The sequence below is a fragment of the Tepidiforma sp. genome (genome assembly GCF_026419595.1).
GTDB lineage: Bacteria > Chloroflexota > Dehalococcoidia > Tepidiformales > Tepidiformaceae > Tepidiforma.
Genome location: NZ_JANZZD010000003.1, coordinates 1 through 25,549, shown reverse-complemented (window position 1 = coordinate 25,549; position 25,549 = coordinate 1). Strand labels below are relative to the sequence as shown.

Annotated in this window: 20 protein-coding genes and 3 tRNA genes; 13 read left to right on the top strand and 10 right to left on the bottom strand. The window is 70.4% G+C overall.

Annotated elements, in window-relative coordinates; translation table 11 throughout:
- Positions 1-65 precede the first annotated feature (65 nt).
- Together N2041_RS02480 and N2041_RS02475 are read right to left on the bottom strand one after the other, a co-directional pair.
- A tRNA-Pro gene (locus N2041_RS02480) sits at positions 66-142 on the bottom strand.
- A gap of 54 nt (positions 143-196) precedes the next feature.
- A tRNA-Ser gene (locus N2041_RS02475) sits at positions 197-284 on the bottom strand.
- A 108-nt stretch (positions 285-392) separates the two neighbouring features.
- Between N2041_RS02475 and N2041_RS02470 the strand changes: the two genes are divergently transcribed.
- The 5 genes from N2041_RS02470 to N2041_RS02450 are packed head-to-tail and all read left to right on the top strand — an operon-like array spanning position 393 to position 4,189.
- Positions 393-680 (top strand): FmdB family zinc ribbon protein, encoded by a 288-nt coding sequence (locus tag N2041_RS02470; protein ID WP_297675477.1) that lies wholly within the window; start codon positions 393-395, stop codon positions 678-680.
- Between the two features lie 58 nt (positions 681-738).
- Entirely contained in the window at positions 739-1,347 is a 609-nt protein-coding gene (locus tag N2041_RS02465) for a TetR/AcrR family transcriptional regulator (RefSeq protein ID WP_297675475.1), read from the top strand.
- Complete coding sequence (locus tag N2041_RS02460) at positions 1,337-1,954, top strand: TetR/AcrR family transcriptional regulator (RefSeq protein WP_297675473.1); 618 nt, start codon at positions 1,337-1,339, stop codon at positions 1,952-1,954. Before N2041_RS02465 ends, N2041_RS02460 begins: the two co-directional genes overlap by 11 nt.
- The gene (gene dtd / locus N2041_RS02455; protein WP_297675471.1) at positions 1,951-2,415 is read left to right on the top strand and encodes a D-aminoacyl-tRNA deacylase; all 465 of its coding nucleotides are present in this window, start codon (positions 1,951-1,953) and stop codon (positions 2,413-2,415) included. Before N2041_RS02460 ends, dtd begins: the two co-directional genes overlap by 4 nt.
- Before the next feature lie 55 nt (positions 2,416-2,470).
- Positions 2,471-4,189, top strand: a complete 1,719-nt coding sequence (locus tag N2041_RS02450; protein WP_297675469.1) for a proline--tRNA ligase — start codon at positions 2,471-2,473, stop codon at positions 4,187-4,189.
- An 18-nt stretch (positions 4,190-4,207) separates the two neighbouring features.
- On the opposite strand, the gene N2041_RS02445 is transcribed toward N2041_RS02450, so the two are convergent.
- The 3 genes from N2041_RS02445 to N2041_RS02435 form a co-directional block, all read right to left on the bottom strand.
- Complete coding sequence (locus N2041_RS02445) at positions 4,208-6,154, bottom strand: NAD(P)/FAD-dependent oxidoreductase (protein ID WP_297675467.1); 1,947 nt, start codon at positions 6,152-6,154, stop codon at positions 4,208-4,210.
- Between the two features lie 149 nt (positions 6,155-6,303).
- Positions 6,304-6,379, bottom strand: a tRNA-Ile gene (locus tag N2041_RS02440).
- 50 nt (positions 6,380-6,429) lie between these two features.
- The gene (locus tag N2041_RS02435) at positions 6,430-6,885 is read right to left on the bottom strand and encodes a zinc-ribbon domain containing protein (protein ID WP_297675465.1); all 456 of its coding nucleotides are present in this window, start codon (positions 6,883-6,885) and stop codon (positions 6,430-6,432) included.
- 467 nt (positions 6,886-7,352) lie between these two features.
- Between N2041_RS02435 and acnA the strand changes: the two genes are divergently transcribed.
- Entirely contained in the window at positions 7,353-10,046 is a 2,694-nt protein-coding gene (gene acnA, locus N2041_RS02430; RefSeq protein WP_297675463.1) for an aconitate hydratase AcnA, read from the top strand.
- Between the two features lie 17 nt (positions 10,047-10,063).
- Positions 10,064-11,293, top strand: a complete 1,230-nt coding sequence (locus N2041_RS02425) for an NADP-dependent isocitrate dehydrogenase (RefSeq protein WP_297675461.1) — start codon at positions 10,064-10,066, stop codon at positions 11,291-11,293.
- Here the strand turns inward: N2041_RS02425 and N2041_RS02420 are convergent.
- A complete protein-coding gene (locus N2041_RS02420) occupies positions 11,290-11,682 on the bottom strand; it encodes a hypothetical protein (protein WP_297675459.1) in 393 nt (130 codons plus the stop codon). The two genes, N2041_RS02425 and N2041_RS02420, sit on opposite strands and share 4 nt — an antisense overlap.
- Entirely contained in the window at positions 11,667-14,402 is a 2,736-nt protein-coding gene (locus N2041_RS02415; RefSeq protein ID WP_297675457.1) for a helicase C-terminal domain-containing protein, read from the bottom strand. Before N2041_RS02415 ends, N2041_RS02420 begins: the two co-directional genes overlap by 16 nt.
- 172 nt (positions 14,403-14,574) lie before the next feature.
- Between N2041_RS02415 and fusA the strand changes: the two genes are divergently transcribed.
- Positions 14,575-16,644, top strand: coding sequence for an elongation factor G (gene fusA / locus N2041_RS02410; RefSeq protein WP_297675455.1), 2,070 nt, complete (start codon positions 14,575-14,577; stop codon positions 16,642-16,644).
- A gap of 40 nt (positions 16,645-16,684) precedes the next feature.
- On the opposite strand, the gene N2041_RS02405 is transcribed toward fusA, so the two are convergent.
- Genes N2041_RS02405 through N2041_RS02395 form a run of 3 tightly spaced genes read right to left on the bottom strand, consistent with a single transcriptional unit; the run spans position 16,685 to position 20,744 of the window.
- Complete coding sequence (locus N2041_RS02405; protein ID WP_297675454.1) at positions 16,685-18,502, bottom strand: hypothetical protein; 1,818 nt, start codon at positions 18,500-18,502, stop codon at positions 16,685-16,687.
- On the bottom strand, positions 18,487-19,632 hold the full coding sequence (locus N2041_RS02400) for a hypothetical protein (protein WP_297675452.1): 1,146 nt from the start codon (positions 19,630-19,632) through the stop codon (positions 18,487-18,489). Before N2041_RS02400 ends, N2041_RS02405 begins: the two co-directional genes overlap by 16 nt.
- On the bottom strand, positions 19,629-20,744 hold the full coding sequence (locus N2041_RS02395; protein WP_297675451.1) for a hypothetical protein: 1,116 nt from the start codon (positions 20,742-20,744) through the stop codon (positions 19,629-19,631). Before N2041_RS02395 ends, N2041_RS02400 begins: the two co-directional genes overlap by 4 nt.
- A gap of 265 nt (positions 20,745-21,009) precedes the next feature.
- Here N2041_RS02395 and N2041_RS02390 point away from each other — a divergent pair, with 265 nt between their 5' ends.
- The 5 genes from N2041_RS02390 to N2041_RS02370 all read left to right on the top strand — a co-directional run.
- A complete protein-coding gene (locus N2041_RS02390; protein WP_297675450.1) occupies positions 21,010-21,705 on the top strand; it encodes a site-2 protease family protein in 696 nt (231 codons plus the stop codon).
- Between the two features lie 92 nt (positions 21,706-21,797).
- The gene (locus tag N2041_RS02385) at positions 21,798-22,835 is read left to right on the top strand and encodes a prephenate dehydrogenase/arogenate dehydrogenase family protein (RefSeq protein WP_297675447.1); all 1,038 of its coding nucleotides are present in this window, start codon (positions 21,798-21,800) and stop codon (positions 22,833-22,835) included.
- Positions 22,832-24,130, top strand: coding sequence for a 3-phosphoshikimate 1-carboxyvinyltransferase (aroA, locus tag N2041_RS02380; RefSeq protein WP_297675445.1), 1,299 nt, complete (start codon positions 22,832-22,834; stop codon positions 24,128-24,130). Before N2041_RS02385 ends, aroA begins: the two co-directional genes overlap by 4 nt.
- Entirely contained in the window at positions 24,127-24,726 is a 600-nt protein-coding gene (gene gmk, locus N2041_RS02375; RefSeq protein ID WP_297675443.1) for a guanylate kinase, read from the top strand. Before aroA ends, gmk begins: the two co-directional genes overlap by 4 nt.
- Before the next feature lie 77 nt (positions 24,727-24,803).
- A partial coding sequence (locus N2041_RS02370) for an SDR family NAD(P)-dependent oxidoreductase (RefSeq protein WP_297675441.1) occupies positions 24,804-25,549 on the top strand: 746 nt, incomplete at its 3' end.

Here is a 25,549-nt window from a genome sequence, read left to right as displayed (position 1 = left end):
CGTTGCCCCGTAGTGCGGCCCCGGCGGCGGGCGGCCCGGCGAAACCGGATGCCCCGCCGGCTGGATGGTCGGGGTGCCGCGATTCGAACGCGGGACCTCCTGGCCCCAAACCAGGCGCTCTGCCAGGCTGAGCTACACCCCGCTGCGGAACAGGGTACGCCCGCAGGGGGTTCTGCGCGAAAGCCGGGAGACCGGGTGGCGGAGAGGGTGGGATTCGAACCCACGGTGGGTTGCCCCACGACCGTTTTCAAGACGGTTCCCTTCAGCCACTCGGGCACCTCTCCGCCGCCATTCTACCGCCCTCCCGCTTCCCGGTCCCTTAGCACTCTTGACAGGGGAGTGCTAAGCGCCGAATCATGAGTTCACGCCGATCTCATCTCCGAGGTGCACCGTTGCCGACCTACGAGTACCACTGCCCGGCCTGTGACGCGAGGTACGAACTCCGCCAGGGCTTCGATGCGCCGACGACCCACACCTGCGAAGAGTGCGGCAAAGGCACCGCCAAGCGCGTGCTCCATGCGCCGCCTATCGTCTTCAAAGGGAGCGGCTGGTACATCACCGACAGCCGCAACAAGCAGTCCGCGCTGAGCGATTCCGCCGGCTCGGCCTCCGAGTCAGACGCTGCTGCGAGCACGTCGACCGCCAGCGAGTCGACCGGCGAGGCGGCAGCCGCTTCCTGACCCTATTCAACGATTTACTCATCTTCGCCGTCACCCGTGGCGGGGCTATACTTCGCCCATGGCGAACGAGCTCCCACTGGCGCGCGAACCGCGGACCCCGGAGGCCGTCGCCACCCGCAACCGCATTCTGCAAGTCGCCCGCGAGCTTTTCGCCGAGCGCGGCTTCGACGGCACCTCCATCCGGATGATCGCGAACCGGGCTGGCGTCAGCGACCCGGCGGTCCACTACTACTTCCCCGGGAAGTACGACCTCTTTCGCGCCCTCATGGTGCAGCCGGAGTACCGGGTCTCTCCGGTTGCGCGAACCCTCGACGAAGCCGTCGATGTCCTCGCCGCGATGTTCGACTGGTGGGCGGAAAACGCCGCCCTCGTCCGCGCGATGCTCCAGCAGCAGCTCCGCGGCGACCCGGCGTCGGTTGCCTATCTCCGCGACGGCGAAGCGCGCTACCGCGGCGAAGTCGAACGCATCCTCCGGTCCGCGTCCTATGGCGGCGATATCGAGGCGGCGGCCGACCGGCTCTTCCACACACTGTCCGGCATGCTCTGGGACGCCGTCATGACGTACGGCAATACGGCCGGTGATGTCCTCCGCCAGCCGGTCTTCCGCGAGCGGGTCCGGTTCTTCATCCGCTGCGCGATCGGCATGGAGGCGCGCTGTGGCGCGTGACCCGGGGAGCCTCGGGAGCGAATCCACGCGAGGGGACGAGACCCGCGCCCGCATCCTCGCCGTTGCGATGGACGCCTTCGCGCGCGACGGCTTCGATGGCACGTCCGTGCGCTCCATCGCCAGCCGCTGCGGCCTTTCCGATGCCGCCGTCTTCTACTACTTCCCGACCAAGCGGCACCTCCTCGAGGCGCTCTGGTCGGAGGGGCCCTCCGGCGAATTCCCGCGGGCCGAACCCGGCGCTCAGCTGACCCCGGAGCGCATCGCCGACCTCGTCATCGCGACCATGCGCCTTTCCGCGCGGAACTTCTCCTACCTCCGCCTCGTCGCGCGCGAAGTGCTCCGTTCCGATGCGACCGCCACGGCCCTGCGCAACGCCTCCCGCGCCCGCTGGCGGCAGGCGCTCCACGAGCATTTCGCCGCCGCCGGGCCGCGCGCCGCGGCGCTCGTCGACCTCTTCATGGCCGCCGTTACCGGCTACCTCCTCCGGCTCGAAATCGAAACCGGCGACGGCTATCCCGAGGCGGTGCTCGACCCCGCGACGCAGGAGCGAGTCGCGCGCGCCGTGCAGGACCTGATCCCGCTCCCGGCCGCAGCCTCCGCCCCATGAGGGCCGTCGTGCAGCGCGTCTGCCGCGCGGAGGTCCGGGCCGGCGGCAAAACCGTCGCTGCCATCGACCGCGGCCTCCTCGTCCTGCTCGGCGTCACCCACGGCGATACGGCCGAGAGCGCCCGCGCATTCGCGCAGCGGGTCGCAGGCCTCCGCGTCTTCGACGACTCCGATGGCCGCATGAATCTCGACCTCGCCGCAGTCGGCGGCGCCATCCTCTGCGTCAGCCAGTTCACCCTCTACGGCGACGTGCGCCGCGGCCGGCGGCCGTCCTTCGAAGCCGCTGCTCCCGGCCCCGCTGCGCTTCCGGTCTACCGGGCGTTCGTCGAGGCGGTACGGGGCCTCGGCATCCCGTGCGAAGAAGGCGTTTTCGGCGCCGAGATGGAGGTCGAGCTCGTGAACGACGGGCCGGTCACCCTCATCCTCGACACCAACGACCTCGCCCGCCCGCGCCGGGCTTGACCGAAAGGGCGAGCGGCGGCCAACGTTGAGCCTCGACCCACCCGGGAGGATGCCCATGCGCATGCGCCAGCTGCTCGTGAAGACGCTCCGCGAAGCCCCGGCCGAGGCGGAGCTGACGAGCCACCGGCTCCTGCTCCGCGCCGGCCTCGTCGTGCCGCTCGCCGCCGGCCTCTACTGCTTCACGCCCCTCGGCTGGCGCGTGGTCCGCAACATCGAGCGCATCATCCGCGAGGAGATGAACGCCTCCGGGGCGCTCGAAGTCCACCTCCCGGCGCTGCACCCCATCGAGCTCTGGGAGCAGAGCGGCCGCGCCGCTCTCATGGGGCAGACCCTTTTCCGCCTCACGGACCGCAAGGAGCGGGAGTTCGCCCTCGGCCCCACCCACGAAGAGGTCATCTCCTACCTCGCCTCCCGGACGATCCAGAGCTATCGCGACCTCCCCGTCACGCTCTACCAGATTCAGACGAAGTTCCGCGACGAGCCCCGGCCCCGCGGCGGCCTCATCCGGCTGCGCGAATTCACGATGAAGGACGCCTACAGCTTCGATACCGGATGGGACACGCTGGACGCCTCCTACGATGCGGCATTCGCTGCCTACCAGCGCATCTTCCGCAGGGCCGGCGTGCCGGTCGTGCCCGTCGCCGCCGACTCCGGCGCCATCGGCGGCAAAGACAGCCAGGAGTTCGTCTTCCTCACCGACTCCGGCGAGGACACCATCCTGCTCTGCCCCGGCTGCGGCTACGCCGCGAACGCCGAGAAGGCCGAATTCGTCCCGCCGCCGCCGGTCCCGGGCGAGCCCGCCCCGGCCGAGCGCGTCCACACCCCGGGCAAGCGCACCATCGCCGAAGTCGCGGCGTTCCTCGGCGTCGAACCGCGCCAGACGCTCAAGGCCGTCTTCTACCGCGCCGATGGCAAGCCGGTCTTCGTCGCCATCCGGGGCGACCTCGAGGTCAACGAAGTGAAGCTGAAGAACGCCCTCGGCGCGCGCGACGTCGAACCGATGGATGACGCGACCGTGCGGGAGCTGGGCCTCGTGGCGGGGAGCGCCTCCCCGGCCGGTATCAGCGGCATGCCGATCGTCGCGGACACGAGCGCCGTCGAGGCGGTCAACCTCGTCGGCGGCGCGAACGAGCCGGACTACCACCTGCGGAACCTGAATCACGGCCGCGACTGGCAGGCGACCCTCGTCGCCGAGATTGCCCTCGCGCGCGCCGGCGACGCCTGCCGGGCATGCGGGTCGCCGCTCGAAACCCGCCGCGGCATCGAGATGGGCCACGTCTTCAAACTCGGCACGCTCTACGCCGAAAAGATGGGCGTCTACTACCTCGACGAGTCCGGGGAGCGCCGGCCCTGCGTCATGGGCTGCTACGGCATCGGCGTCGAGCGGATGCTCGCCGCCATCATCGAGGCGAACCACGATGCCGACGGGATTGCCTGGCCGTGGGAAGTGGCGCCGTTCGATGCACACGTCGTCTCTATCGGCGCCGGCGAGTCCGTGGTCGCGGAGGCGCTTCGCCAGGTCGAATCATCCCTCGCGGCGCACGGCCTCGAAGCGCTCGTCGACGACCGGGATGATTCGCCGGGCATCAAGTTCAAGGATGCCGACCTTCTCGGTATGCCGGCGCGGGTGACCGTGAGCCCGCGGTCGCTCGAGCGCGGCGGCGTCGAACTGCGGTTCCGCCGGGGCGGCGAAAGCGCCGTCCTGTCGGCGGCCGAAGCGGCGGCTGCGATCGGAAAAGCCCGCGCCGAAGCGCTCGGCGCGGGCCCTGCGTGACGGACTCGAGGAAGCGGGTCAGTCGCCGCCGGCGAGCGCCCGTTCGCGGATGAACTCGTAGTCGGCCGGGTTCGGCTCCCGCGTCTGCTGCCAGTATTCGATGAGGTTGAAGGGCCAGTTCTGGGCAGAGCGGCCCTTCTCGTTCCGATACCAGCTGTTCACGGTCGCCACGCCCCAGACGCGCTCGAGGTTCGCGCGGTCGATCTTCTCGTTGTAGGCGTCGTGCACGTCCTTGCGGACGTCGAGCGCGCGCTCCCCGCGGTCGAAGAGCATCTTCAGGCAGCCCATGACGTACTGCACTTCACACTCGGAGAAGTAGATGATGCTGCCGTTCACGACGATGTTGGTGTTCGGGCCGTAGAGCATGAAGAAGTTGGGGAAGTCGGGCACCGTGATGCCCATGTAGGCGCGGGCGTCGCCGTCCCACTCGCGGTGGAGATCCTTGCCGCCCCGGCCGAGCACGCGCATCGGCGTCAGGAACTTCGAGGCCTGGAACCCGGTGCCGTAGATGAGCACGTCGGACGCGTATTCGGTGCCGTCCTCGGTCACGACGCCCGATTCCGTTACCTCGCGGATCTTCTCCGTGACGAGCTTCACGTTCGGCCGCTTGAGGGTCTGCGCCCAGATGCCGTTGTCGAGGATCAGCCGCTTGGCGGCCGGCGGGTAGTCGGGCATCACCTTCGGCAGGAGGTCGGGGCGATCGGCGAACTGCATCTGCAGGTAGGCCGTGAGCAGGAGCCGCAGGTTTTCGTTCTCCGGGCCCACCGAGCGGCTCTTGTCGGTCCAGTTCGGGTCCACCTTCGCGGCGGCGAGCAGGCCGTCGGTCGTGTTCCAGAACAGCCAGAAGCGATACCAGTGCGCGTAGTGCGGCACGTGGGCGAAGAGCCACTGCAGCCCCGCGGGCACCTCATCGTGGTAGTGCGGCACCGGCACGTACCAGTTCGGGGTTCGCTGGAAGATGACGACCTCGCCGGCGACCTTCGCCACCTCGGGGATGAACTGCGCCGCGCTCGCGCCGGTGCCGATGACCGCGACGCGCTTGCCAGCGAGGTCGACCGAATGGTCCCAGCGCGCGGAGTGGAACTGCGGACCGCGGAACCGCTCGAGCCCGCGGATATCGGGAATCTTGGGCCGGTTCAGCTGGCCGACGGCGCTGATGACGGCGTTCGCCCGCAGCACCTCCTCGCTGCCGTCAGCCCGCCGCACGTGGACGTTCCACTCGGCCCGGTCGTCGTCCCATTCGAGGAGCGTGACTTCCGTGTTGAACTCGACGTGCTCCCGCACGCCGAACTCCCGCGCGCACTCGCGGAAGTAGTCCAGCAGGACCGGCTGGGTCGAGTAGTGCGTCGGCCAGTCGATCTTCTGGGCGAACGAATAGCTGTAGAACGCGTTCGAAACGTCGACACGCGCGCCCGGGTAGGTGTTCTCCAGCCACGTGCCGCCGACGTCGTGGTTCTTCTCGAGGATCGTGAAGGGGATGCCGGCCTGCTTCAGCCGGATGCCGGCGAGGATCCCCGACATCCCGGCGCCGATGATGACGACCTTGAACGGGAGCGCCGGGTCCTTCTGCCACGAGGGCGCGCGCGGGTCCTGCCCCTCCGGCGCCAGCTCTTCGAGCAGCAGCGGAATGTAGTCCTCCGAGGCCGGCGAGCCCGTCATCCACGCCGTGATGCGGAGCAGCGCCTCCTCGATCGGAAGCGAGTTCGGCGAGATCTCCCCGTCGCGGAGCTTCTTCAGCGCCTCGAACGCCACTTCGCGCGCCTCCGCCTGCTGGGTCGGCGTCATCCCGCCCTGCTGCACACCCGGCGCGACCCCGGGCGGCCGGAGCGATTCGCGCAGGATCGAGAAATCGCCAGTGGCCTGGGCGAGCGCCGGCAGGAGCGCCGGCAGGAACGCGTCCTCGAGCGCTTTGCGGAGCTCCTCGTCGGTTGCGGCGAGCGGTTCGATGGGGCGGCTGATCGGCATCGGTGCTGTCTCCTCCATGCGGCCGGGTCGGCCGCGGTGCTTCCGGGCAAAGGTTAGCGTGTTCCGAAGCATCGCGCGCGCATCACGGCCGATCGTCCGCCGACCCGGGAGCCGAGCGGCCGTTTTGCGGCGCTTTAGGCAGGGCGCGCTGGTGGGCCCGCCAGGATTCGAACCCGGGACCGATCGGTTATGAGCCGACTGCTCTCACCGCTGAGCTACGGGCCCCCGGCCGCATCATACCAGCGGGGGACGCCGGGGCTCGCGCAGAAGCCGGATTACCAGCGGCGGCCTTTGCCGCCGCCCTTCCGGTCGTTCCAGCCGCGGCCGCCGCGGCCGCCGCCGCGCTCCATCGGCTCGAAGTCGCCCCAGCTGCTGAACCCGCCGCTGCGCGGCTCGCGGCCCGCCGGCCGGCCGGCCGTGTGGCTCAGGCCGCGCGGCTGCGGCTGGAAGCAGTCGCTGCAGTAGACCGGCCGACCGCTCCGCGGCTCGAACGGCACCTTGGCCGGCTTCCCGCACGAGGCGCAGACCGCGTCGTAGAGCTGGCGCGGCGGCCGCGAATCGGCCCCCGGTGCGCCGCCGCCCTGCACGCCCTTCCTGGCCCGCCGGCAGGACGGGCAGCGCCGCGGCTCCTGCGTGAACCCTTTCGAAGCGTGGAACTCCTGCTCGCCTGCGGTGAAGGTGAAGGACTCGCTGCAATCGACACAGACGAGCGTTTTATCCGCGAAGGACACTCGATGACCCTCCAAGAATTCGTGGAACCTGCGGTCATCGAGCGTTTCCGGGACTGGCGAGATGACCTCTCCGTGAGGCCGATGGAACCTGGTTACCGGTTCGAGAGTAACAGGTTCGCCCGCGCGCTGTCATTAACCGGCGACGATGATTCCCGCGTCGCATGCGCACGGGACCGGCCCGGGGCCTTCGGCGGGCGCGGAACTGCGGGCCGGGGGTATACTTGGCATTGGCCATCTCGTTCAGCGCCGATCCGGGCCCAACGGTCTCCTCCTCCCCGGGGAGAAGTCGCGGAACTCGGCCGGATGGTTCCCCGGCTCCCGTCCGGGAAAGGGCCCAAGTACCGCCACATGTGTGGAAGGAGGCTTGGGACATGGGCACCGGTCCGCCGTTTTCCTCCAGGTAGCCGCGCGCCGCACCGCCGGCCGCGCCAACCGTAATCACCCCGTCACTCGCCCTGGAGGTTTCGATGGCTCACCCCAATTCGTTCGGCGCTCGGCGCGTCCTTTCCGCCGGGGGCGCCACCTACACGTACTTCGCGCTCGATGCCCTTCGCGAACGCGGCTTCACCGGCGTCGACCGGCTCCCGTTTTCGCTCAAGATCCTGCTCGAAAACCTGCTCCGCCTCGAAGACGGCCGCGCCGTGACGGCCGATGACATCGCCGCCCTCGCAGGCTGGGTGCCCAATTCCGGCAACGACCGCGAGATCGCCTTCACCCCGGCCCGCGTGCTCCTGCAGGACTTCACCGGTGTCCCTGTCGTCGTCGACCTGGCTTCGATGCGCGACGCCATCGTGGCGCTCGGCGGCGACCCCGGGCGGATCAATCCCCTCCAGCGCGTCGACCTCGTCATCGACCACTCGGTGCAGGTCGACCGCTACGCGACCCCGGACGCGTTCGAGAAGAACGTCGAAATCGAGTTCGAACGGAACCGCGAGCGCTACCAGTTCCTCCGCTGGGGCCAGCAGGCCTTCCGGAACTTCCGCGTCGTGCCGCCCGGCACAGGCATCGTCCACCAGGTCAACCTCGAGTACCTGGCCTCGGTCGTCTTCACGAACGAGGTCGACGGCGAGCTGCAGGCCTACCCGGACACGCTCGTCGGCACCGACTCCCACACCACGATGGTGAACGGCCTCGGCGTCCTCGGCTGGGGCGTCGGCGGCATCGAAGCCGAGGCCGCGATGCTCGGCCAGCCGGTCGCCATGCTCATCCCCGAAGTCGTCGGCTTCCGGCTGACCGGCAAGCTCCGGGAAGGTGCGACCGGCACCGACCTCGTCCTGCGCGTCACCCAGATGCTCCGCGAGCGCGGCGTCGTCGGGAAGTTCGTCGAGTTCTACGGCACCGGTCTCACCGGCCTTCCCCTCGCCGCCCGCGCCACCATCGCGAACATGGCGCCCGAATACGGCGCGACCATGGGCTTCTTCCCGGTCGACGAGGAGACGCTCGCGTATCTCCGCTTCACCGGCCGCGATGAGCACCTCGTCCAGCTCGTCGAGGCCTACTGCAAGGCGCAAGGCCTCTTCCGCACCGACGATACGCCGGACCCCGTCTTCTCCGACACCCTCGAACTCGACCTCGGCGACGTCGAACCCTCCATCGCCGGCCCCCGCCGGCCGCAGGACCGCGTGCCGCTGCGCGAGGCGAAGGCCGACTGGGAGCGGAACCTCGCCGCGATGGTGCCGCCCGAGAAGCTCACCGCGACCGCGACGGTGCACGACGGCGCCACCTTCGAACTCCGCCACGGCTCCGTCGTCATCGCGGCGATCACGAGCTGCACCAACACTTCCAACCCGGAGGTGATGCTCGGCGCCGGGCTCCTCGCGAAGAAGGCGGTCGAGCGCGGCCTTACGACCCCGCCGTGGGTGAAGACGAGCCTCGCGCCCGGCTCGCAGGTCGTCACCGAATACCTCGCGGAGGCCGGTCTGACGCCCTTCCTCGACCGGCTCGGCTTCAACCTCGTCGGCTACGGCTGCACGACCTGCATCGGCAACTCCGGCCCGCTCGACCCCCACATCAGCGACGCCATCCGGCAAAACGACCTCGTCGCCGTGGCCGTACTCTCCGGCAACCGGAACTTCGAAGGGCGCGTCAACCCCGACACGCGCGCCAACTACCTCGCCTCGCCGCCGCTCGTCGTCGCCTACGCCCTCGCCGGCCGGATGGACATCGATTTCGCCACCGAACCGATCGCCACGGGGAGCGACGGGAAGCCCGTCTACCTCGCCGACATCTGGCCCTCGCAGGCCGAGGTCGAAGCCGCCATCCGCACGTCGGTCCGTTCCGAGATGTTCCGGCGGAAGTACGCGGACGTCTTCAAAGGAGACGAGCGCTGGCGGAACCTCCCGACGCCCTCCGGCGACCTGTTCGCATGGGACCCGCGCTCGACCTACATCAAGAAGGCGCCCTACTTCGACAACCTCTCTATGACGCCGCCGCCGCTCACCGACATCGAAGGCGCGCGGGTGCTCGTCATGGTGGGCGATTCCGTCACCACCGACCACATCTCGCCCGCCGGCAACATCAGCCCCAACAGCCCGGCCGGCGCATGGCTCCGCGAGATGGGCGTTGCCCGCGAAGACTTCAACCAGTACGGCGCCCGCCGCGGGCATGACGAGGTGATGGTCCGCGGCACGTTCGCGAACATCCGCCTCCGCAACCTGCTCGCTCCCGGCACCGAAGGCGGCGTGACCCGCCACCTGCCCGACGGCGAGGAGATGACCATCTTCGACGCCTCGGTGAAGTACCGGCAGGAGGGCGTGCCCCTGCTCGTCATCGCCGGGAAGGAGTACGGCACCGGCTCCTCGCGCGACTGGGCGGCAAAGGGCGTCAAGCTCCTCGGCGTCCGCGCCGTCATCGCCGAATCGTACGAGCGCATCCACCGCAGCAACCTCGTCGGCATGGGCGTGCTGCCGCTCCAGTTCCTCCCCGGCGAGAACCGCGAATCGCTCGGCCTGGCCGGCACCGAGGTGTTCACCATCCGCGGCATCGCCGACGGCCTCGCGCCTCGCGCCATCCTCGAAGTCACCGCCCGCCGCGACGACGGTTCGACGGTCACCTTCAAGACGCTGTGCCGGATCGACACCCCGGTCGAACTCGATTACTACCGGCACGACGGCATCCTGCCCTACGTGCTCCGCCAAATCGCCGCCCAGCCGGGCGCCTGACCGAGGAGGTCCAAGCCATGCAGAAAATCACGGTCAAGAACCCGGTCGTCGAACTCGACGGCGATGAGATGACCCGGATCATCTGGCACTTCATCAAAGAGAAGCTCATCCTCCCGTACCTCGATATCCAGCTCGAGTACTACGACCTGGGCATCGAACACCGCGACGCCACCAACGACCAGGTGACCGTCGATGCCGCCTACGCCATCAAGAAGCACGGCGTCGGCGTGAAGTGCGCCACCATCACCCCCGATGAGGCGCGGGTCAAAGAGTTCAACCTCAAGCAGATGTGGAAGTCGCCGAACGGCACCATTCGCAACATCCTCGGCGGCGTCGTCTTCCGCGAACCCATCATCTGCCGCAACATCCCGCGTCTCGTCCCCGGCTGGACGAAGCCGATCGTCATCGGCCGCCACGCCCACGGCGACCAGTACCGGGCGGCTGACTTCCGCGTGCCCGGCCCCGGCAAGGTCACCATCAGCTGGGTGCCCGAAGGCGGCGGCGAGCCGATCGAACTCGAAGTCGCCAGGTTCGACGGCCCCGGCATCGCCATGGGCATGTACAACTTCGACGACTCGATCCGGGATTTCGCCCGCGCCTCGTTCCGCTACGGCCTCGAGCGGAACTACCCGGTCTACCTCTCCACGAAGAACACCATCCTGAAAGCCTACGACGGCCGCTTCAAGGACATCTTCCAGGAGGTGTTCGATGCCGAGTTCGCCGAGGAGTTCCGCGCCCGCGGCCTGACCTACGAACACCGGCTCATCGACGACATGGTCGCGTCGTCGCTCAAGTGGGAAGGCGGCTACGTCTGGGCCTGCAAGAACTACGACGGCGACGTCCAGTCCGACGCCGTGGCGCAGGGCTTCGGCTCGCTCGGCCTGATGACCTCGGTCCTGCTGACACCTGACGGGAAGACCTGCGAAGCCGAGGCCGCGCACGGGACCGTCACCCGCCACTACCGGGCGCATCAGCGGGGCGAAAAGACCTCCACGAATCCCATCGCGTCGATCTTCGCCTGGACCCGCGGGCTCGCGTTCCGCGCGAAGCTCGACGGCACCCCGGAGGTCGCCCGCTTCGCGGAGACACTGGAACAGGTCTGCGTCGAAACGGTCGAAAGCGGGAAGATGACGAAGGACCTCGCCATCCTCATCTCGCCCGACACCCCCTGGCTGACGACGGAGGAGTTCCTCGACGAGCTCGACCGGAACCTCCGGGCGAAGATGGCGGCCTGGGCGAACGCCTAGCCCCGGAACTCCCGCACGAACCAGATGCCGCCTTCCGGCCCCTCCCCGTGGAGGGGCCGGAAGCCCATCCGAATCCAGAAGTACACCGAAAGTCCGTACTCGGGGTGGGCGCGCGCCCGCAGGCCCGCCCACCCGGCCGCCTTCGCGGCCCCCGCCAGCAGGCGCGCAGCCTCCGAGCCGGCGCCGTAACCGCGGTGCTCCCGTTCGATGCACAGCTCCCAGATCAGGAGCTCGCCGGGGACCAGCCCCTCACGCACCTCGACGCGGCCGACGGGTGCTCCTGAGCCGGCCCGCACGACCGCCAGTCGTTCGGCGCCATCGGGGACGAGGTGTACCCGTTCGCCCCGTGACGCCAGCGGCCCCGCGATGCCGCTCACCGGTCCAGCCACGCCTCGATGGCCGCCGCGACCTCGCGCGTCGAGCCCTTGAAGCGGGTGCACGGCGGGAGCGAGTCGATGAACTGACGCCCGTACCGCTTCTCCCACAGGCGCCGGTCGAATACGGCGACGACGCCCCGGTCGCGCCGGTCGCGGATGAGCCGGCCGAAGCCCTGCCGGAAGCGGAGGATCGCCGCCGGCACCTGGTACTGGTTGAACGGGTCGTCGTACTGCTCGGCGCGCGCCCGCGCCACGGGGTCGGTCGGCACATCGAACGGCAGTCGCGTGATCATCACGAGCGACAGCGCCTCACCCCGGATGTCCACCCCCTCCCAGAAGCTGGCGCTGCCGAGCACGAGGGTCTCGTGGTTCTCCCGGAGCTGCTCGGTGATCCAGCGCGGCGTCCCGTCGATGCCCTGCGCGAGCACGACGATGCCGGCGGGCTCAACCACGGGCCGGACCAGCTCGGAGACCTGCCGGAGCAGCGCGTTGGAGGTGAAGAGCGCCATCGCCCGGCCGCGCGACGCCCGCGCCAGCTGGCCGATGGCCGCCGCCAGCCGGGCCGGGAAGTCCGGGTGGTTCGGCTCCGGGAGGTCATCCACCGCCGCGAGCAGCGCCGCCCGCTCGTAATCGAACGGCGAACCGAGCTCGAGCGTCTCCGGGTCCTGCAGCCCGAGCCGCTGGGCGGCGAAGCTCATGTCGTGGTTGGCGCTGAGCGTGGCACTCGTCGCGACCACCGCCCGGCGCGGCTCGAACACCTGCTCCCAGAGGATGGGGCCGACATCGATCGGCGCCATGTGGAGCGAGCCGACGCCCTCCCGGGTGCGCTCCGCCCACGTGATCATCTCAGCGCCAGCGGGGTTCACGATCTGCCCGCCCAGCCGGCGGAGGTCGGCCAGCCGCCGGAAAGGCGCGAGGAACTCGCCGGCCAGCTCCGAGGCAGCCTCCACCGGGGCGTTTCCGAGCAGCCGTCCGGCCTCTTCCCCGGCGCGCTCGACCCGCTCGAGCTGCGCGGCCAGCGCCTCCCAGAGCGCTTCGACCCGCTCCCACGCCGGCTCCCGCCGGGCGACAGAACTCAGCAGCAGGCGCTCGCCCTCACCATCGCGGCCCGGCAGCGACCCGACGGCCTCGAAGAACGGCCGCGCCGCCTCGCGCGCCGCGCCGGCCAGTCCGAGCAGGGCCCGGGCCGCGCCGGCGTACGGCTCGCCTTCGAAGGAGCGCAGCAGCAGGACCGCGCCCCCTTCCCGGTGGTCGCGCGTCCCCGGCCGGTGGATGCCGTCGAGCGCTTCGCCGAGCGCCCGCGCCGTCAGCGCCCCGCCGAACTGTTGAGTCGCGACGTCCTCCAGGTTGTGCGCCTCGTCGACGATGAGATGGTCGAACGACGGGATGGCGCTGCCGCCCGAAGCGATGTCGGCCAGCAGCAGCGCGTGGTTGACGATGAGCAGGTGCGCGGATTCCGCCGTTTTCCGCGCGCGCCAGAGGAAGCAGTTCCCCTCGCGGACGTGCCGGTGCTGGCGCGACAGGCAGTCCGCATCGGCCGCCGAGAGCCGCGCCCAGGTCATCCAGTCCTCCGGCCCCAGCCGGAGCTCGGCCCGGTCGCCGGTGCGGGTTTGCTCGATCCAGAGCAGGATGTTCGCGCTCAGCCGGGCCACATCCGGGTCGCGGGCACCGGAGACGTAGCTCGCCAGCCAGCGCGCATAGCAGAGATAGTTGCCGCGCCCCTTCAGCAGCGAAACGCGGAGGTCTTCCTCCCGCCGGATCACCCCGGCGCGGACGAGCGCCTCGCGCAGCACGGGGATGTCCTTCTGCAGCAGCTGCTCCTGCAGCGCGATCGTGTTCGTGCTGACGACCGCCCGCCGCCCGTTGCGCACGGCATCGAGCGCGGCCGGCACCAGGTAGGCGAGCGACTTCCCGACCCCCGTCCCGGCCTCCACCATCAGGTGGCCGCCGTGGTCGAACGCCCGGCGCACGGCCTCCGCCATAGCCATCTGCTCATCGCGCTGCTCGAACCCCGGCAGCCCGGCGGCGAGGGCGCGGAACACGGCCTCCACGTCGCCGCGCGCGACCCGGACCGGCGGGTTCCGCGGCGTCAGCGGCGGGGGCGCCTCGAACGGCAGCGGCACCGGGAGGACGGCGGGCCGCGGCTCGGGCGGCCGGCCGTCCTCGGCGAGCACCCGGGCCAGCGCCGGCGCGTCGCCGGCGACGAGCGCCGCGAGCGTCGCCCGCCGGTCCGGCTCGAGTTCGCGCGCGAGACGGAGCAGCCTGGTGAACACCCGCGCTGCGAGCCGCGCATCGGAGAGCGCGCGGTGCCGGCTATCCGGCTCGAGGCCGAGTGCCCCGGCGACATCCGCCAGCCCGTGGTTCTTCAAGTCCGGCAGCAGCAGCCGCGCCAGCGCCGCCGTATCGACGGCATCACCCGCCTCCGCGACACCGGCCGCGCGCAGGAACTCGAGGTCGAATTCGATGTTGTGCCCGACGATGGTGTGGCCCCGGACGAACCGCCGAAGCTCCTCGGCGATGCGCTCGAGCGGCGGCGCTGCCGCGACATCCCGGTTGGTGATGCCGGTGAGCCGCTCGATGAACGGCGAAAGGCGCCGTCCCGGGTTCACGAGGCTCGAGAACTCCGCCTCCTCGCCGGCCTCCGTGAAGCGGATCGCGCCCACCTCGATGATCCGGTCGCGTGCCGGGTCCAGGCCGGTCGTTTCGAGGTCGAGCGCAATGTAGGCGGTCATGGTTCGAACATCCGTACGGGACGCGTCTCCGAGTCTATCCGGGGCGCGTCACTCTGGCGACCTGCGGGCATCGTCCATCGCCGAGGCGACAGGTGAAGACGCGTGCCCGCCGATTGAGACGCAGATCGCGCCTGCGTAGACTACGGGCCACTTCGCAGGTCGAAGGAGGTCGATGTCGATGAAGGTGTATCCCACCGAAGCTATCCGTAATGTGGTCCTGGTGGGCCACGGCAGCGTCGGGAAAACCAGCCTCGCCGAGGCGGCCCTGTACGAGAGCGGCGCCATCACGCGCCTGGGCTCCATCCAGGACCAGAACACCGTCACCGACTACGACGAAGACGAGCACCGCCGCAAGTTCAGCCTCAACCTCGCCCTCGCGCCCATCGAATGGGAAGACCGGAAGATCAACCTCATCGATACGCCGGGCTACGCCGACTTCGTCTCCGAAGTCATCTGCGGCGCCCACGCCGCCGATATGGCGGTGGTCGTCGTCGATGCCGTTTCCGGTCCTGAGGTCGGGACCGACCGCGCGTGGCAGATCGCCGAGCGCCTCGGTCTGCCGCGGATGATCGTCGTCAACCGGATGGACCGCGAGAATGCGAACTTCGCCGCGGTCCTCGCAGCCCTGCAGGAGCGGTGGGGCCACCGGGTCATGCCGCTTCAGCTGCCCATCGGAGCGCACGAATCGTTCAGCGGCGTCGTCGATCTGCTCCACATGAAGGCCTACATCGGCGAGCAGGCCGAAGAAGTCGACATCCCGGCCGACCTGCGCGAGGAGGCGGAGCGGCTGCGCGCCCAGCTCATCGAAGGCATCGTCGAAACCGACGAGGAGCTGATGAACAAATACTTCGCCGACGAGGAGCTGAGCGAGGACGAGCTGCGGCGCGTCCTCCACGGCGGGCTCGACCACAACCTCATCTTCCCCGTCGCGTGCGCGTCGGCGACGAAGCTCATCGGCGTGCGCCAGCTGCTCCACAACATCGCCTTCAGCGGCCCCTCTCCCGCGGACCGCGACCCCTTCCGCGCGGGAGAGGTCGAACTGACCGCTGACCCGGCCGCGCCGCCCGTCGCCCTCGTCTTCAAGACGGCCGCCGACCCCTTCGTCGGCCGCCTCAGCTACCTCCGGGTCATCTCCGGCAAAATCGCCTCCGATTCGCACCTCTGGAACGCGAACCGCCAGGCCGACGAGCGGCTCGGCACGCTCTACGTCCAGCGCGGCAAGGAGCAGATCGCGGTGCCCGAACTCGCCGCTGGCGACATCGGGGTCGTCGCCAAGCTCGCCCACACCGCCACCGGCGACACCCTCGGCAGCCGCGAGCGCCCGGTCACGCTCCCGCCGATGGAGTTCCCCGCGCCGGTCTTCAGCATGGCGGTCCGCCCGGTCGGCAAGGGCGCGGTCGACAAACTCGGCCCGAGCCTCCAGCGGCTCGTCGAAGAAGACCCGGGGCTCCGCCTCGACCGCGACCCGGGCACCGGCGAAATCATCCTCTCCGGCCTCGGCGACGCGCATCTCGAGGTGACCGTCGAACGCCTCAAGCGCAAATTCAACGTCGAAGTCGAACTCGCGCTGCCGCGCGTACCTTACCGGGAGACGGTCACGAAGAAGGCCTCCGCCGAGTACACCCACAAGAAGCAAACCGGCGGCCACGGCCAGTACGGCCGTGTCGTGCTCGAAATCGAACCCCTGCCGCGCGGCTCCGGCATCCAGTTCGCGGAGCGGGTCGTCGGCGGCGCCGTGCCCAAGGAGTTCATCCCTGCGGTCGAGAAAGGCGTCATGGAGACGGCAGCCGGCGGCATCATCGCCGGCTACGAGCTGACCGACTGCCAGGTCACGCTCGTCGACGGCAAGCACCACCCCGTCGACTCGAACGAAATGTCGTTCAAGCTCGCCGCGTCGCAGGCGCTCAAAGAGGCGGTCCAGGCCGCCGGGCCGATCCTCCTCGAGCCGATCATGCTCATCCGCGTCCGCGTCCCCGAAGCGTTCGCCGGCGACATCGTGGGCGACCTGAACACCAAGCGGGCCCGCATCCACGGCATCAACCCCGACGGCGGCGTGAGCCTGATCGAGGCCGAAGTGCCGCTCGCGGAGGTGCAGCGCTACGCCTCCGACCTCCGCTCGCTCACCCAGGGCCGCGGCGTCTTCGAGCTGGCGTTCGACCACTACGGCGAAGTGCCCGCCAACATCGCCCAGCGCGTCATCGCCGACCACAAGAAGGAGCTCGAGGCGGCCCACGCCCACTGACCCGCCGGCACCGGGCGCCGCCTGGCTGTCGTCCGTCCCGTCAGGGGCTGCCCTCCGCCGTCACGTTCGGAAGGATACGCTTGAACGGGAACTGCGGCGGCCCGCTGGCCGAGCCCGAGCGCTGCACCGTAACGGTGATGGTGACGGGCTGGAGATTCCCGAGCAGCGGTTCGATGAGCACCGTCCCGGAGGTCGCATTCGGCGGCAGCGTGCTCGGGTCGATGCGGATTTCGAGCACCGAGTCGGCACCGGCCTGCGTCGCTCTCGGGCTCGTTGACACGACCACGGGCAGGTCCTTGCCGATCGCCACGCCGCCGTCGACGACCCGGCCCGGCGGGTCGCTCGGGTGCCGCACGATGAGCCACGCCGCCGACGTGCGCACCCGGAACGGCCCGATGCCGCTGCCGGTGTTCCGCACCGTGATCGACGCCGCCGTCGAACTGCTGGCCGTGACCTGCAGCGTCACCGCCCGCTCGCCGATGACCTGGAGCTGCGGCGCGCCCAGGTAAGCGGCCGCCCTCGACGCCGATACCGGCGCCGCCGTATCGCGGTGGGTCGTGATGCCGAGCTCGGGCACCGTCGTGGGGAAGTCCATCGCCGCGCACTCTGCAGCCGTCCTCGCGCAGGCGTCGTAGGCTGCCGGGGCGAAGGCAGCGGCAACGGCCGGCACGGCAAGCGAGGGCATCGTGACCACCTGGGGCGGCCACATCCTGCCCGCCGGGTTCACCGGCGCGTCAGGCGCGGGCTGCTGGACCTTGACGAGGTACTGCCCGGCCGACCAGCCGCTCACCTGCCCGGCGGACACCTGCCACCAGGTCACGCCGTTCACCTCTTGCGGGCCGCCGATGATCGTGACGAGCGTGCCCTCCGGCAGGCAGGTGATCGGCGGGTTGCCGCCCGGCGTCGGCCGGACGTTGAGGCACTGCCCGTCGACCCGGACGACCGCCGTATCGCCCACAGCGAGGCCGGAGGAAGCCGGCGGCTGGTTCGGCGAGCCGCCGGAGAGCGGCGGCGGGTAGCTCTGGCCTTTCGGCACCGGCGGATAGCGCAGGCAGCCGTACACCTTCTCCTGGTAGGTGTAGTCGCCCCAGCCGAACGAGCCGAAGCCCGGGGCGTTCGGGTCGTTGCAGTGCCAGGTTTCGCCCCGCAGCGGGTTCTTCCTCGGGTCCTGCGGGTGGTTGACGAACGCGAACCCGTTGTAGCTCCAGACCGCGTAGTACCAGTCCTCGAGCGCCGCGGGGTCGCCAGTGCCTGCGACCGGCCGGAGCTCGGGCGCCGAATTCCACTTGTCGGCGAAGATCCGGATGCCCTCAGCGAGGTTGAACAGCGGGTGCGTCCCGATGATCGCTTGCCGCGCCGACGGCACGCGGATGTCGAGCGCCGGGGGCGACGCGAGATGCCCCATGCCGGTCGTGATCTGGCCGAGCCCGTAGCCGCAGTCGATCGCGGTGATGACCGGCCCGACACCCCCGTACGGCACCGACCCGGCGGCGTGCGCCCAGCCGGATTCGATCCAGACCATCGCCTTGTAGAGGCTGGGCGGGACGGTGGCCGACCGGTCGCGCGGCTGGCGCGCTCCGCGGGGGCCGGTTTCCAGCCCCGGGTAGCTGAGGTCGATCCACTCGCCGGAAGGAAGCTGATACGGCGGCGGCACCGCGACCCCGGCCGAGACCAGGTCGATCATCTCGTTGTAGACGCCGACGTAGTCCTCGTACTCGTAGGTGTCGAATCCGAAGCCGTAGTTCGGGACGTGGCACGGATAGTGGTCCGCATGCGCCGGCCGGCGGTCCAGCGTGACCGCCAGGACGAGGGCCCCGAGGAGCCCTCCGACCGCGAGCGACCTCAGCGCCGCACCCATCCGTAGAACCCCCGGTAACCGGGAATCTCAGCGCGCTCGCTGCCCCGGACGAGCTGCAGTGTCGGCGTGCCGGGCGCCTCGAACCCCGTTCCGTCCCAGTGCACCACCGCGAGCGCCTCGCCGTCCGGGCTGTAGGCGAGCGGCACATCGAACCCGGCGGCGCGGAGCGCCTGGGCGCTCGCATCGCCAGATGGCGCAGCGGCGCCGGCAGCCCGCGGCACCGCGCCGAAGGCGGGCACGCCGTTCGGACCCCACGCAGCGCCGAGTGTTGCGGCGCCGCTGGCCGTCAGCGCCTGCGTGCTGCCCGTCGCCTCGCCATCGAGCCGCACGACGCGCGGGGTGTACCCCGCTTCGGTCCCCGGGGTCACCTCGATGAATGCCAGCGCCCTGCCGTCGGGCGAAAGCGCCCAGTCGCGCGTGAAGCCGCTCGAAAGGCGGGCGACGTCCTGCCCTTCGGCCTGGAGCGTCGAACCGCGCGCATCGATCGCCACGGAAAGCACGCGGCCTTCGCGCCAGCCGACCGGGTAAACGCCCAGCGCATCCTGCGTCCACCGCAGGCGAACCGCGCCGTCGAGCGCGACTTCGAGCACGTCGATGACCTGCCGGTCACCATCCTGCCGCGCGCGGGTCACGATGACGCCGGACGAATCAGCCTTCCAGAGCGGCGTCTGCGATGGTTCGATGCCGGCGAGCAGCCGCTCCGCCGTTCCCCGTTCGAGGTCGACCAGCACCAGCGACGCGGCCGGCGCCAGCGGCGTCCCGCCGTCGACCGCGGCGAGCGCGACGTACCGGCCCCGGTCATCGACCGAACCGGTGGTCGTGAACCCGTCGATATGCGGCACCCGGGCGACTTCGATGACGTTGTCCGGCTGGTCGGCCCGGACGACGCCGATGATGTCGACGGAGCCCTCGGTCCGGCCGACGACGGCGTAGGTGCCCGGCGGCGCCGATGCGAACGCGCTGGCGGCGCCGCTCCCGGCCCCGGCACCCGTCACGATGCCCCAGGCGATGGGGCCGAGCGCCAGCACGCCGACGAGGCCGGTCACGAACAGGATGAGGCGGCCGAGGCGGCCGGTCGCCGGCTGGGCCTGGCGGGATTTCCAGCGCTTTCCGTGGTGAATCGCCGTCATTCAGCCTCCCTTACCCAGCCCGCGAAGGATGCTGCCGGCACGTCGGTCAGCAGCTCCCGCGCGTCGGGGGTCGCAATCCAGAGTGTCGCTGCCGGCCGCGCCTCGGACCCCGCAGCAGCCGATACCGTCGACACCACGAGGTAGTCACCGAGGGGCGCGTATCCGTGGGGGACGACCCATGCAGCATCGGGGCTCGGATCCTCCAGCTTCAGCGAGCCCCCCGGCCCACCGAACACCGGCAGCGGGTTGCCGGGCTGCCACGTCGCCCCGACCTGGTTCCGGCCGGACTGAAGCGTCGTCACGGCGCCCGTCGCGATGACCAGCGTCTTTCCGACGTACGTCCGCGAGGACGCGCTCAGGATGTCGATGAACGCGACCCGCGAGCCGTCCGGGCTGAGCGCCCAGTCGCGCGTGCGGCCGGGCGAAAGTTCTGCCACCCGCTCGACCCCGGTGTCGCGGACTGCCCACAGGTTCGAACCCGACTGGTCGATGACGACCACGAACAGGCGGCCCCCATCGAGGCTGTAGCCGAGCGGAGCGACCTGGAAGGCGGCGGTGAAGCTGGCGCGCTCAGCCACCGCGAGCGTGGCGGTATCGACCTCCAGGACCCGCAGCACGCCCGGCTCGCCGCTCGCGAGGACCGCCAGCCGCGCACCGTCGGCCGTCCACGCCAGCGGCGAAAGGTACTCGAAGTTGCCGTCGACCGGCCGGACCATGCCGTCGAGGCCCACGAGCGAGAGCGACGCGGCGCTCCCGCGCCGGCCGTCGACGGAAAGAACGGCGATGCGGTCGCCGGTCGGCGCTGCCGAGGCGCGTGCGTGCAGCCCGGTGAAGGTATACGGGAACACCGCCAGCTCCTGCGGGGCGCTGCCCGGGGCCGCAGAGCGGACCAGCAGCCGGTCGACCCGGGCTCCCGGGTCCGGCTCGAGATACGCAACCGAGCGAATCAGTTCGGCAGGAATGGCTGGCGCAGCGACGCCGTCGGTCGAAACCGGCGACGACGACGAAACCGCCCACGCCGCAATCGCAACGGCGACGCCGAGGATGGCGAGGACGAACGGAGTGAGCGGACGCCACGGGAGAACGCCTCGACGGATCCCGGGAGCGAGCACGCGGCAACCTCGCGCTTGCGGGCGGAGCATCCGCCCTGGTCTTGCACCGGGCCTCGACAATCCCGGCGCATGGCCACCTGGCAAGGCGGTCGGTACCCCCGCAGTACCGCCGGGGACGCCCCGGACGGGGCGTGCCAGCAACCTCCCACGGGGAGGTTCGTGGGGCCGAACGTAACAAGGGGACCGGGTCCCGTCAATCCGGGTTTACGGTCTCCTTCCCTGCCCGTTCCCCGCCGTAAGGCGCCGCTGTGCTAGCGTTCGCCCGATGATCTGGTATCTCTCGGCGCTACAGGAGAACCCGGCGGTCTTTTTCGTCTATATCGCGGCCTGGCTCGTGGCCATCCTGACCGGGCTGGCGTTCCACGAGTTCTGCCACGCCTGGACCGCGTACCAGCTCGGCGACGACACCGCCCAGCGGAACGGCCGGCTGACGCTGAATCCGCTCGCGCACCTCGACCCCATCGGCTCGACGCTGCTGCTGCTCTTCGGCTTCGGCTGGGCGAAACCGACCCCGGTCAACCCGTGGCGGCTGAAGACCGGCCCCCGGCAGGGGTTCGCGATGGTCGCCGCGGCCGGGCCGCTCTCGAACTTCTTTTTCGCCGCGCTCGCCGCCATCCCCATCCGCCTCGGGCACGTGCAGACGTCGCTCCCAACCGTCGAAGCGGTCATCCGCCGCGGCTCCGGCGAGGATTATGTCTGGCTATTCCTCTCGTTCATCATCACCCTGAACATCATCCTCGGCATCTTCAACCTCATCCCGATCCCGCCGCTCGACGGCTTCAAGGTGGTGACCGGCATCGCGCCGCGCGAGGTTGCCCGCGCGCTCGAACAGCTCGCCCCGTGGGGGCCCGGCATCCTGATGACGCTCATCGCCATCGGCTTCGTCACCGGCTTCAGCCCGCTCGGCTGGCTCATCGGCCTCGTCTACGACGACGTGCTCCGCATCATCGTCGGCACCTGACACCGCCCGCCATGCGCCGGGGAGCGTTTCCGCCGGTGTGGTAGCCTTTCCCCTATGCAGCGGGCTCACGCCCGCGTTCCCGGGTGGGTTCCATGGCAGACAATCGCATCGCCATCATCGGCACCGGTCTCATCGGGACATCGATCGGCCTCGGGCTCGCCGCCCGCCCGAACCGCAACTATGAACTCGTCGGCATCGACCGCGACCGCGCCGCGGCCCGCACCGCAAAAAAACTCGGGGCCCTCGACCGCGAAGTCGGCTCGCTCGAAGAGGCCGTCGAACGCGCCGGGCTCGTCATCATCGCGACGCCGGTGATGGCGGCCCGCCGCATCCTCGAAGACCTCGGCCGGTTCCTCATGCCGGGGGCCGTCGTCACCGACGTGTGCAGCACGAAGGCCGAGGTGATGCGCTGGGCCGCCGAATACCTGCCCGAAACGGCGCACTTCGTCGGCGGCCACCCGATGGCCGGCAAAGAAAAGAGCGGCCCGGAGGCCGCCTCGGCCAGCCTCTTCGAAGGCGCGACGTGGGCGGTCACGCCGTCGCCCCGCGCCGATGAGCGCGCCGTCCAGGCCGTCCTCAGCCTCGTCGAAACGCTGGGCGCCATTCCGCTCTACATCGACCCCGCGGAACACGACCAGTACGCGGCCGCCGTCAGCCACGTCCCGCTCATCGCCTCGGTGGCCCTGTTCCGGATGGTCCGCGACAGCCAGGGCTGGGAAGATGCGGCCCTGCTCGCCGGGCCCGGCTTCCGGGATGTCACCCGGCTCGCCAGCGGCGACCCCACCATGGCGCGCGACATCATGCTCACCAACCGGGAGGCCGTGCTCCACTGGATCGGCCGGCTCGAGGCCGAGCTCGAGACGATCCGGAAAGCGCTCGAATCGGGCGCCGAACCGGTCTACGACCTCTTCTATTCGACCCAGCTCGACCGGGACACGTTCATCCAGAACCCGCCCCAGCGCCGCCGGCCCGAAGGCGCCGAACCGCCATCGGCACGCGACGCCATCGGCCGGATGTTCGTCGGCGGCCTCTACGACAGGATCAAGGAGGCGTCCGACCGGCTGCCGGCCGCTCCGCGCGACGACCGGGAGCTGAAGCGGAAACTGGGCATCGAGGACGAGCGGCCGTGAAGGTTTCGCGCCCGGCCTCCGTCCGCGCCGTCATCGACGTTCCCCCGGATAAGTCCATCTCCCACCGCGCGCTCATCTTCAACGCCATCGCCGATGGCACGGCCGTGGTCGAGGGCATCCTCGATGCCGAGGACGTGCGCTCCACGGCGCGCTGCCTCGCCGCCCTCGGCGTCCCCATCGAATGGCCCGAGGGGGCCGCGACGGCGCGCGTGACCGGGCAGGGCCTCCACGGCCTGTTCGAAAGCGACGACGTGCTCGATTGCGGCAACAGCGGCACCACGATGCGCCTCCTGCTCGGTCTGCTCGCCGGCCACCCGCTGCTCTCGGTGCTCACCGGCGACGCCTCGCTCCGCTCCCGGCCCATGGCGCGCGTCATCCAGCCGCTGCGCGAGATGGGCGCCGCCCTCATGGCACGCAAAGGCGATACCCTCGCGCCGGTCGTGGTGAAAGGCGGCCGGCTCCGCGGCATCCGCTACGCGAGCCCCGTCGCGAGCGCGCAGGTCAAATCCGCCATCCTGCTCGCCGGCCTCTACGCCGAGGGTGAGACCGCCATCAGCGAGCCGGGCCGCTCCCGCGACCACACCGAACGGATGCTGGCCGCCATGGGCGCGCCTATCGCCGCGGACGGCGCCACCGTACGCATCCAGCCGGCCGAGCGCCTCGCGGCGCTCCCCCTCCGCGTCCCGGGCGACATCTCCAGCGCGGCGCCGTGGCTCGTCCTCGGCGCCTGCCATCCCGACGCCGAAATCGTCCTCCGCGGCGTCAACGTCAACCCGACGCGCACCGGGCTGCTCGATATCCTGCGGGCCATGGGCGCCGACCTCGAACTGCTCGAAGCGCGGGAGACCGGCGGCGAACCGGTCGCGGACATCGTCGTCCGCTCCAGCAGCCTCCGCGCCACGACCGTTTCCGGCGAGCTCGTGCCCCGCGCCATCGACGAACTGCCGCTGGTCGCGCTCGCGGCGTGCTTCGCCGACGGCACGACCGTCGTCCGCGATGCCGCCGAGCTGCGCGTCAAGGAATCCGACCGGGTGCGCGCCGTCGTGGAGACGCTCTCCCGCATGGGCGCCGACATCCGCGAACTCCCCGACGGCTTCGAAGTGCGCGGACCGGTCCGGCTGACCGGCACCCGGCTGAGCGGGCGCGGCGACCACCGCATCGGCATGCTCGCCGCCATCGCCGGCAGCCTCGCGGACGGCGAGACGACCGTCACCGACGACGCGGTCGCCGTGTCCTACCGCGAGTTCTGGGAGCACCTCGCGCAGGCTGCCCCGGGCGGGGTCGCCGCCCGGTGAGCGGGAAGCCGCTGGTCATCGTGCTCCACGGCCCCTCCGGCGTGGGCAAGGATTCGGTCATCGACCGCCTCCGCGAACGGCTCGGCATCCACCGCGCCACGAGTTCGACCACCCGCCCTCCCCGCCCCGGCGAAATCGACGGCGTCCACTACCACTTCCTCACCGAAACCGAATTCCGGAGGAAGATCGAAGCCGGCGAATTTGCGGAATGGGCCGATGTATACGGCGACCTCAAGGGCGTCGAGCGCCGCGAAATCGAACCGTTCCTCGCCTCGGGGCAGGACGTCATCATCCGCACCGACGTGCAGGGCGCGCGCACGTGGCGACGCAAGCTCGAAGGGGCCGTGTTCATCTTCCTCACGGCCGAGGACCGGGAAGTGCTCCGCGCCCGCCTCGCCGCCCGCGGCAGCGAAGACCCCCAAAGCCTCGCGCGGCGGCTCGCCGAGCTCGAAGAGGAGCTCGCCGACATCCCGAACAACGACTACGTGGTCATCAACCGCCACGGCCAGCTCGAACAGGCGGTCGACGAGATCGCCGGCATCATCGCGCGCGAGCGCTGCAACCCCGACCGTCCGCCCGCCCGCCTCATCGCATAGCGCTCCCGCCGGTCCGTCCCTAAGATGCGCGCAACCCCTGCACTCGGAGATCGCGCGTGGATCCTTCGCTCGCCCGGATGTTCAGCCTCGACGGCAAAGTCGCCCTCGTCACCGGCGCTTCGAGCGGGCTCGGCGTCGCGTTCGCGCGCGGCCTCGCGCGCGCCGGGGCGAACGTCGTCGTCACCGCCCGGCGGCAGGAGCTGATCGAGCAGACCGCATCCATGCTGCGCGAATTCGGTGTCGAGGCCGAAGCCTACCCCGCGGACATCACCGACGAGGAGCAGTTCGAGCAGCTCTTCGCACGCACCGTGGAGCGCTTCGGCCGGCTCGACATCATGGTCAACAACGCCGGCTACACCGACCGGTCCGGCCTGCGCCACGACCTCGGGAGCTTCAAACGGATGCGCTCGGTCGTCGAGCTCGACCTCCTTGCGACCATCAACGGCTGCCGGCTCGCCGCGCGGCAGATGCTCGCCCAGGGCACCGGCGGCGTCATCATCAACATCAGCTCCATCCTCGGCCGGGTCGGCAGCGAGTTCCGCGCCGCCTCCTACCACGCAGCGAAAGGCGGCGTCGACGCCCTGACTCGCGTTCTCGCGCTCGAATACGCCCGCGAGGGCATCCGGGTGAACGCCATCGCTCCGTCATACTTCGACGGCACCGAGCTGATGGGCAAGGTGTTCGAATCGACGCCGGGGACGCGCGTCCAGGCCGAATCCCGGACGCCGATGGGACGGCTCGGCCAGCCCGAGGATCTCGAAGGGGCGATCATCTACCTCGCTTCCGACGCCGCGAAGTTCGTGACCGGCCACATCCTCTACGT

Excerpts from the sequence above, each read along its gene's own strand:
- N2041_RS02465 (WP_297675475.1), top strand. The coding sequence starts at position 739 with ATGGCGAACGAGCTCCCACTGGCGCGCGAACCGCGGACCCCGGAGGCC.
- dtd (WP_297675471.1), top strand. The coding sequence starts at position 1,951 with ATGAGGGCCGTCGTGCAGCGCGTCTGCCGCGCGGAGGTCCGGGCCGGC.
- N2041_RS02450 (WP_297675469.1), top strand. The coding sequence starts at position 2,471 with ATGCGCATGCGCCAGCTGCTCGTGAAGACGCTCCGCGAAGCCCCGGCC.
- N2041_RS02445 (WP_297675467.1), bottom strand. The coding sequence starts at position 6,154 with ATGCCGATCAGCCGCCCCATCGAACCGCTCGCCGCAACCGACGAGGAG.
- acnA (WP_297675463.1), top strand. The coding sequence starts at position 7,353 with ATGGCTCACCCCAATTCGTTCGGCGCTCGGCGCGTCCTTTCCGCCGGG.
- N2041_RS02425 (WP_297675461.1), top strand. The coding sequence starts at position 10,064 with ATGCAGAAAATCACGGTCAAGAACCCGGTCGTCGAACTCGACGGCGAT.
- N2041_RS02415 (WP_297675457.1), bottom strand. The coding sequence starts at position 14,402 with ATGACCGCCTACATTGCGCTCGACCTCGAAACGACCGGCCTGGACCCG.
- fusA (WP_297675455.1), top strand. The coding sequence starts at position 14,575 with ATGTCGATGAAGGTGTATCCCACCGAAGCTATCCGTAATGTGGTCCTG.
- N2041_RS02405 (WP_297675454.1), bottom strand. The coding sequence starts at position 18,502 with ATGGGTGCGGCGCTGAGGTCGCTCGCGGTCGGAGGGCTCCTCGGGGCC.
- N2041_RS02400 (WP_297675452.1), bottom strand. The coding sequence starts at position 19,632 with ATGACGGCGATTCACCACGGAAAGCGCTGGAAATCCCGCCAGGCCCAG.
- N2041_RS02390 (WP_297675450.1), top strand. The coding sequence starts at position 21,010 with ATGATCTGGTATCTCTCGGCGCTACAGGAGAACCCGGCGGTCTTTTTC.
- N2041_RS02385 (WP_297675447.1), top strand. The coding sequence starts at position 21,798 with ATGGCAGACAATCGCATCGCCATCATCGGCACCGGTCTCATCGGGACA.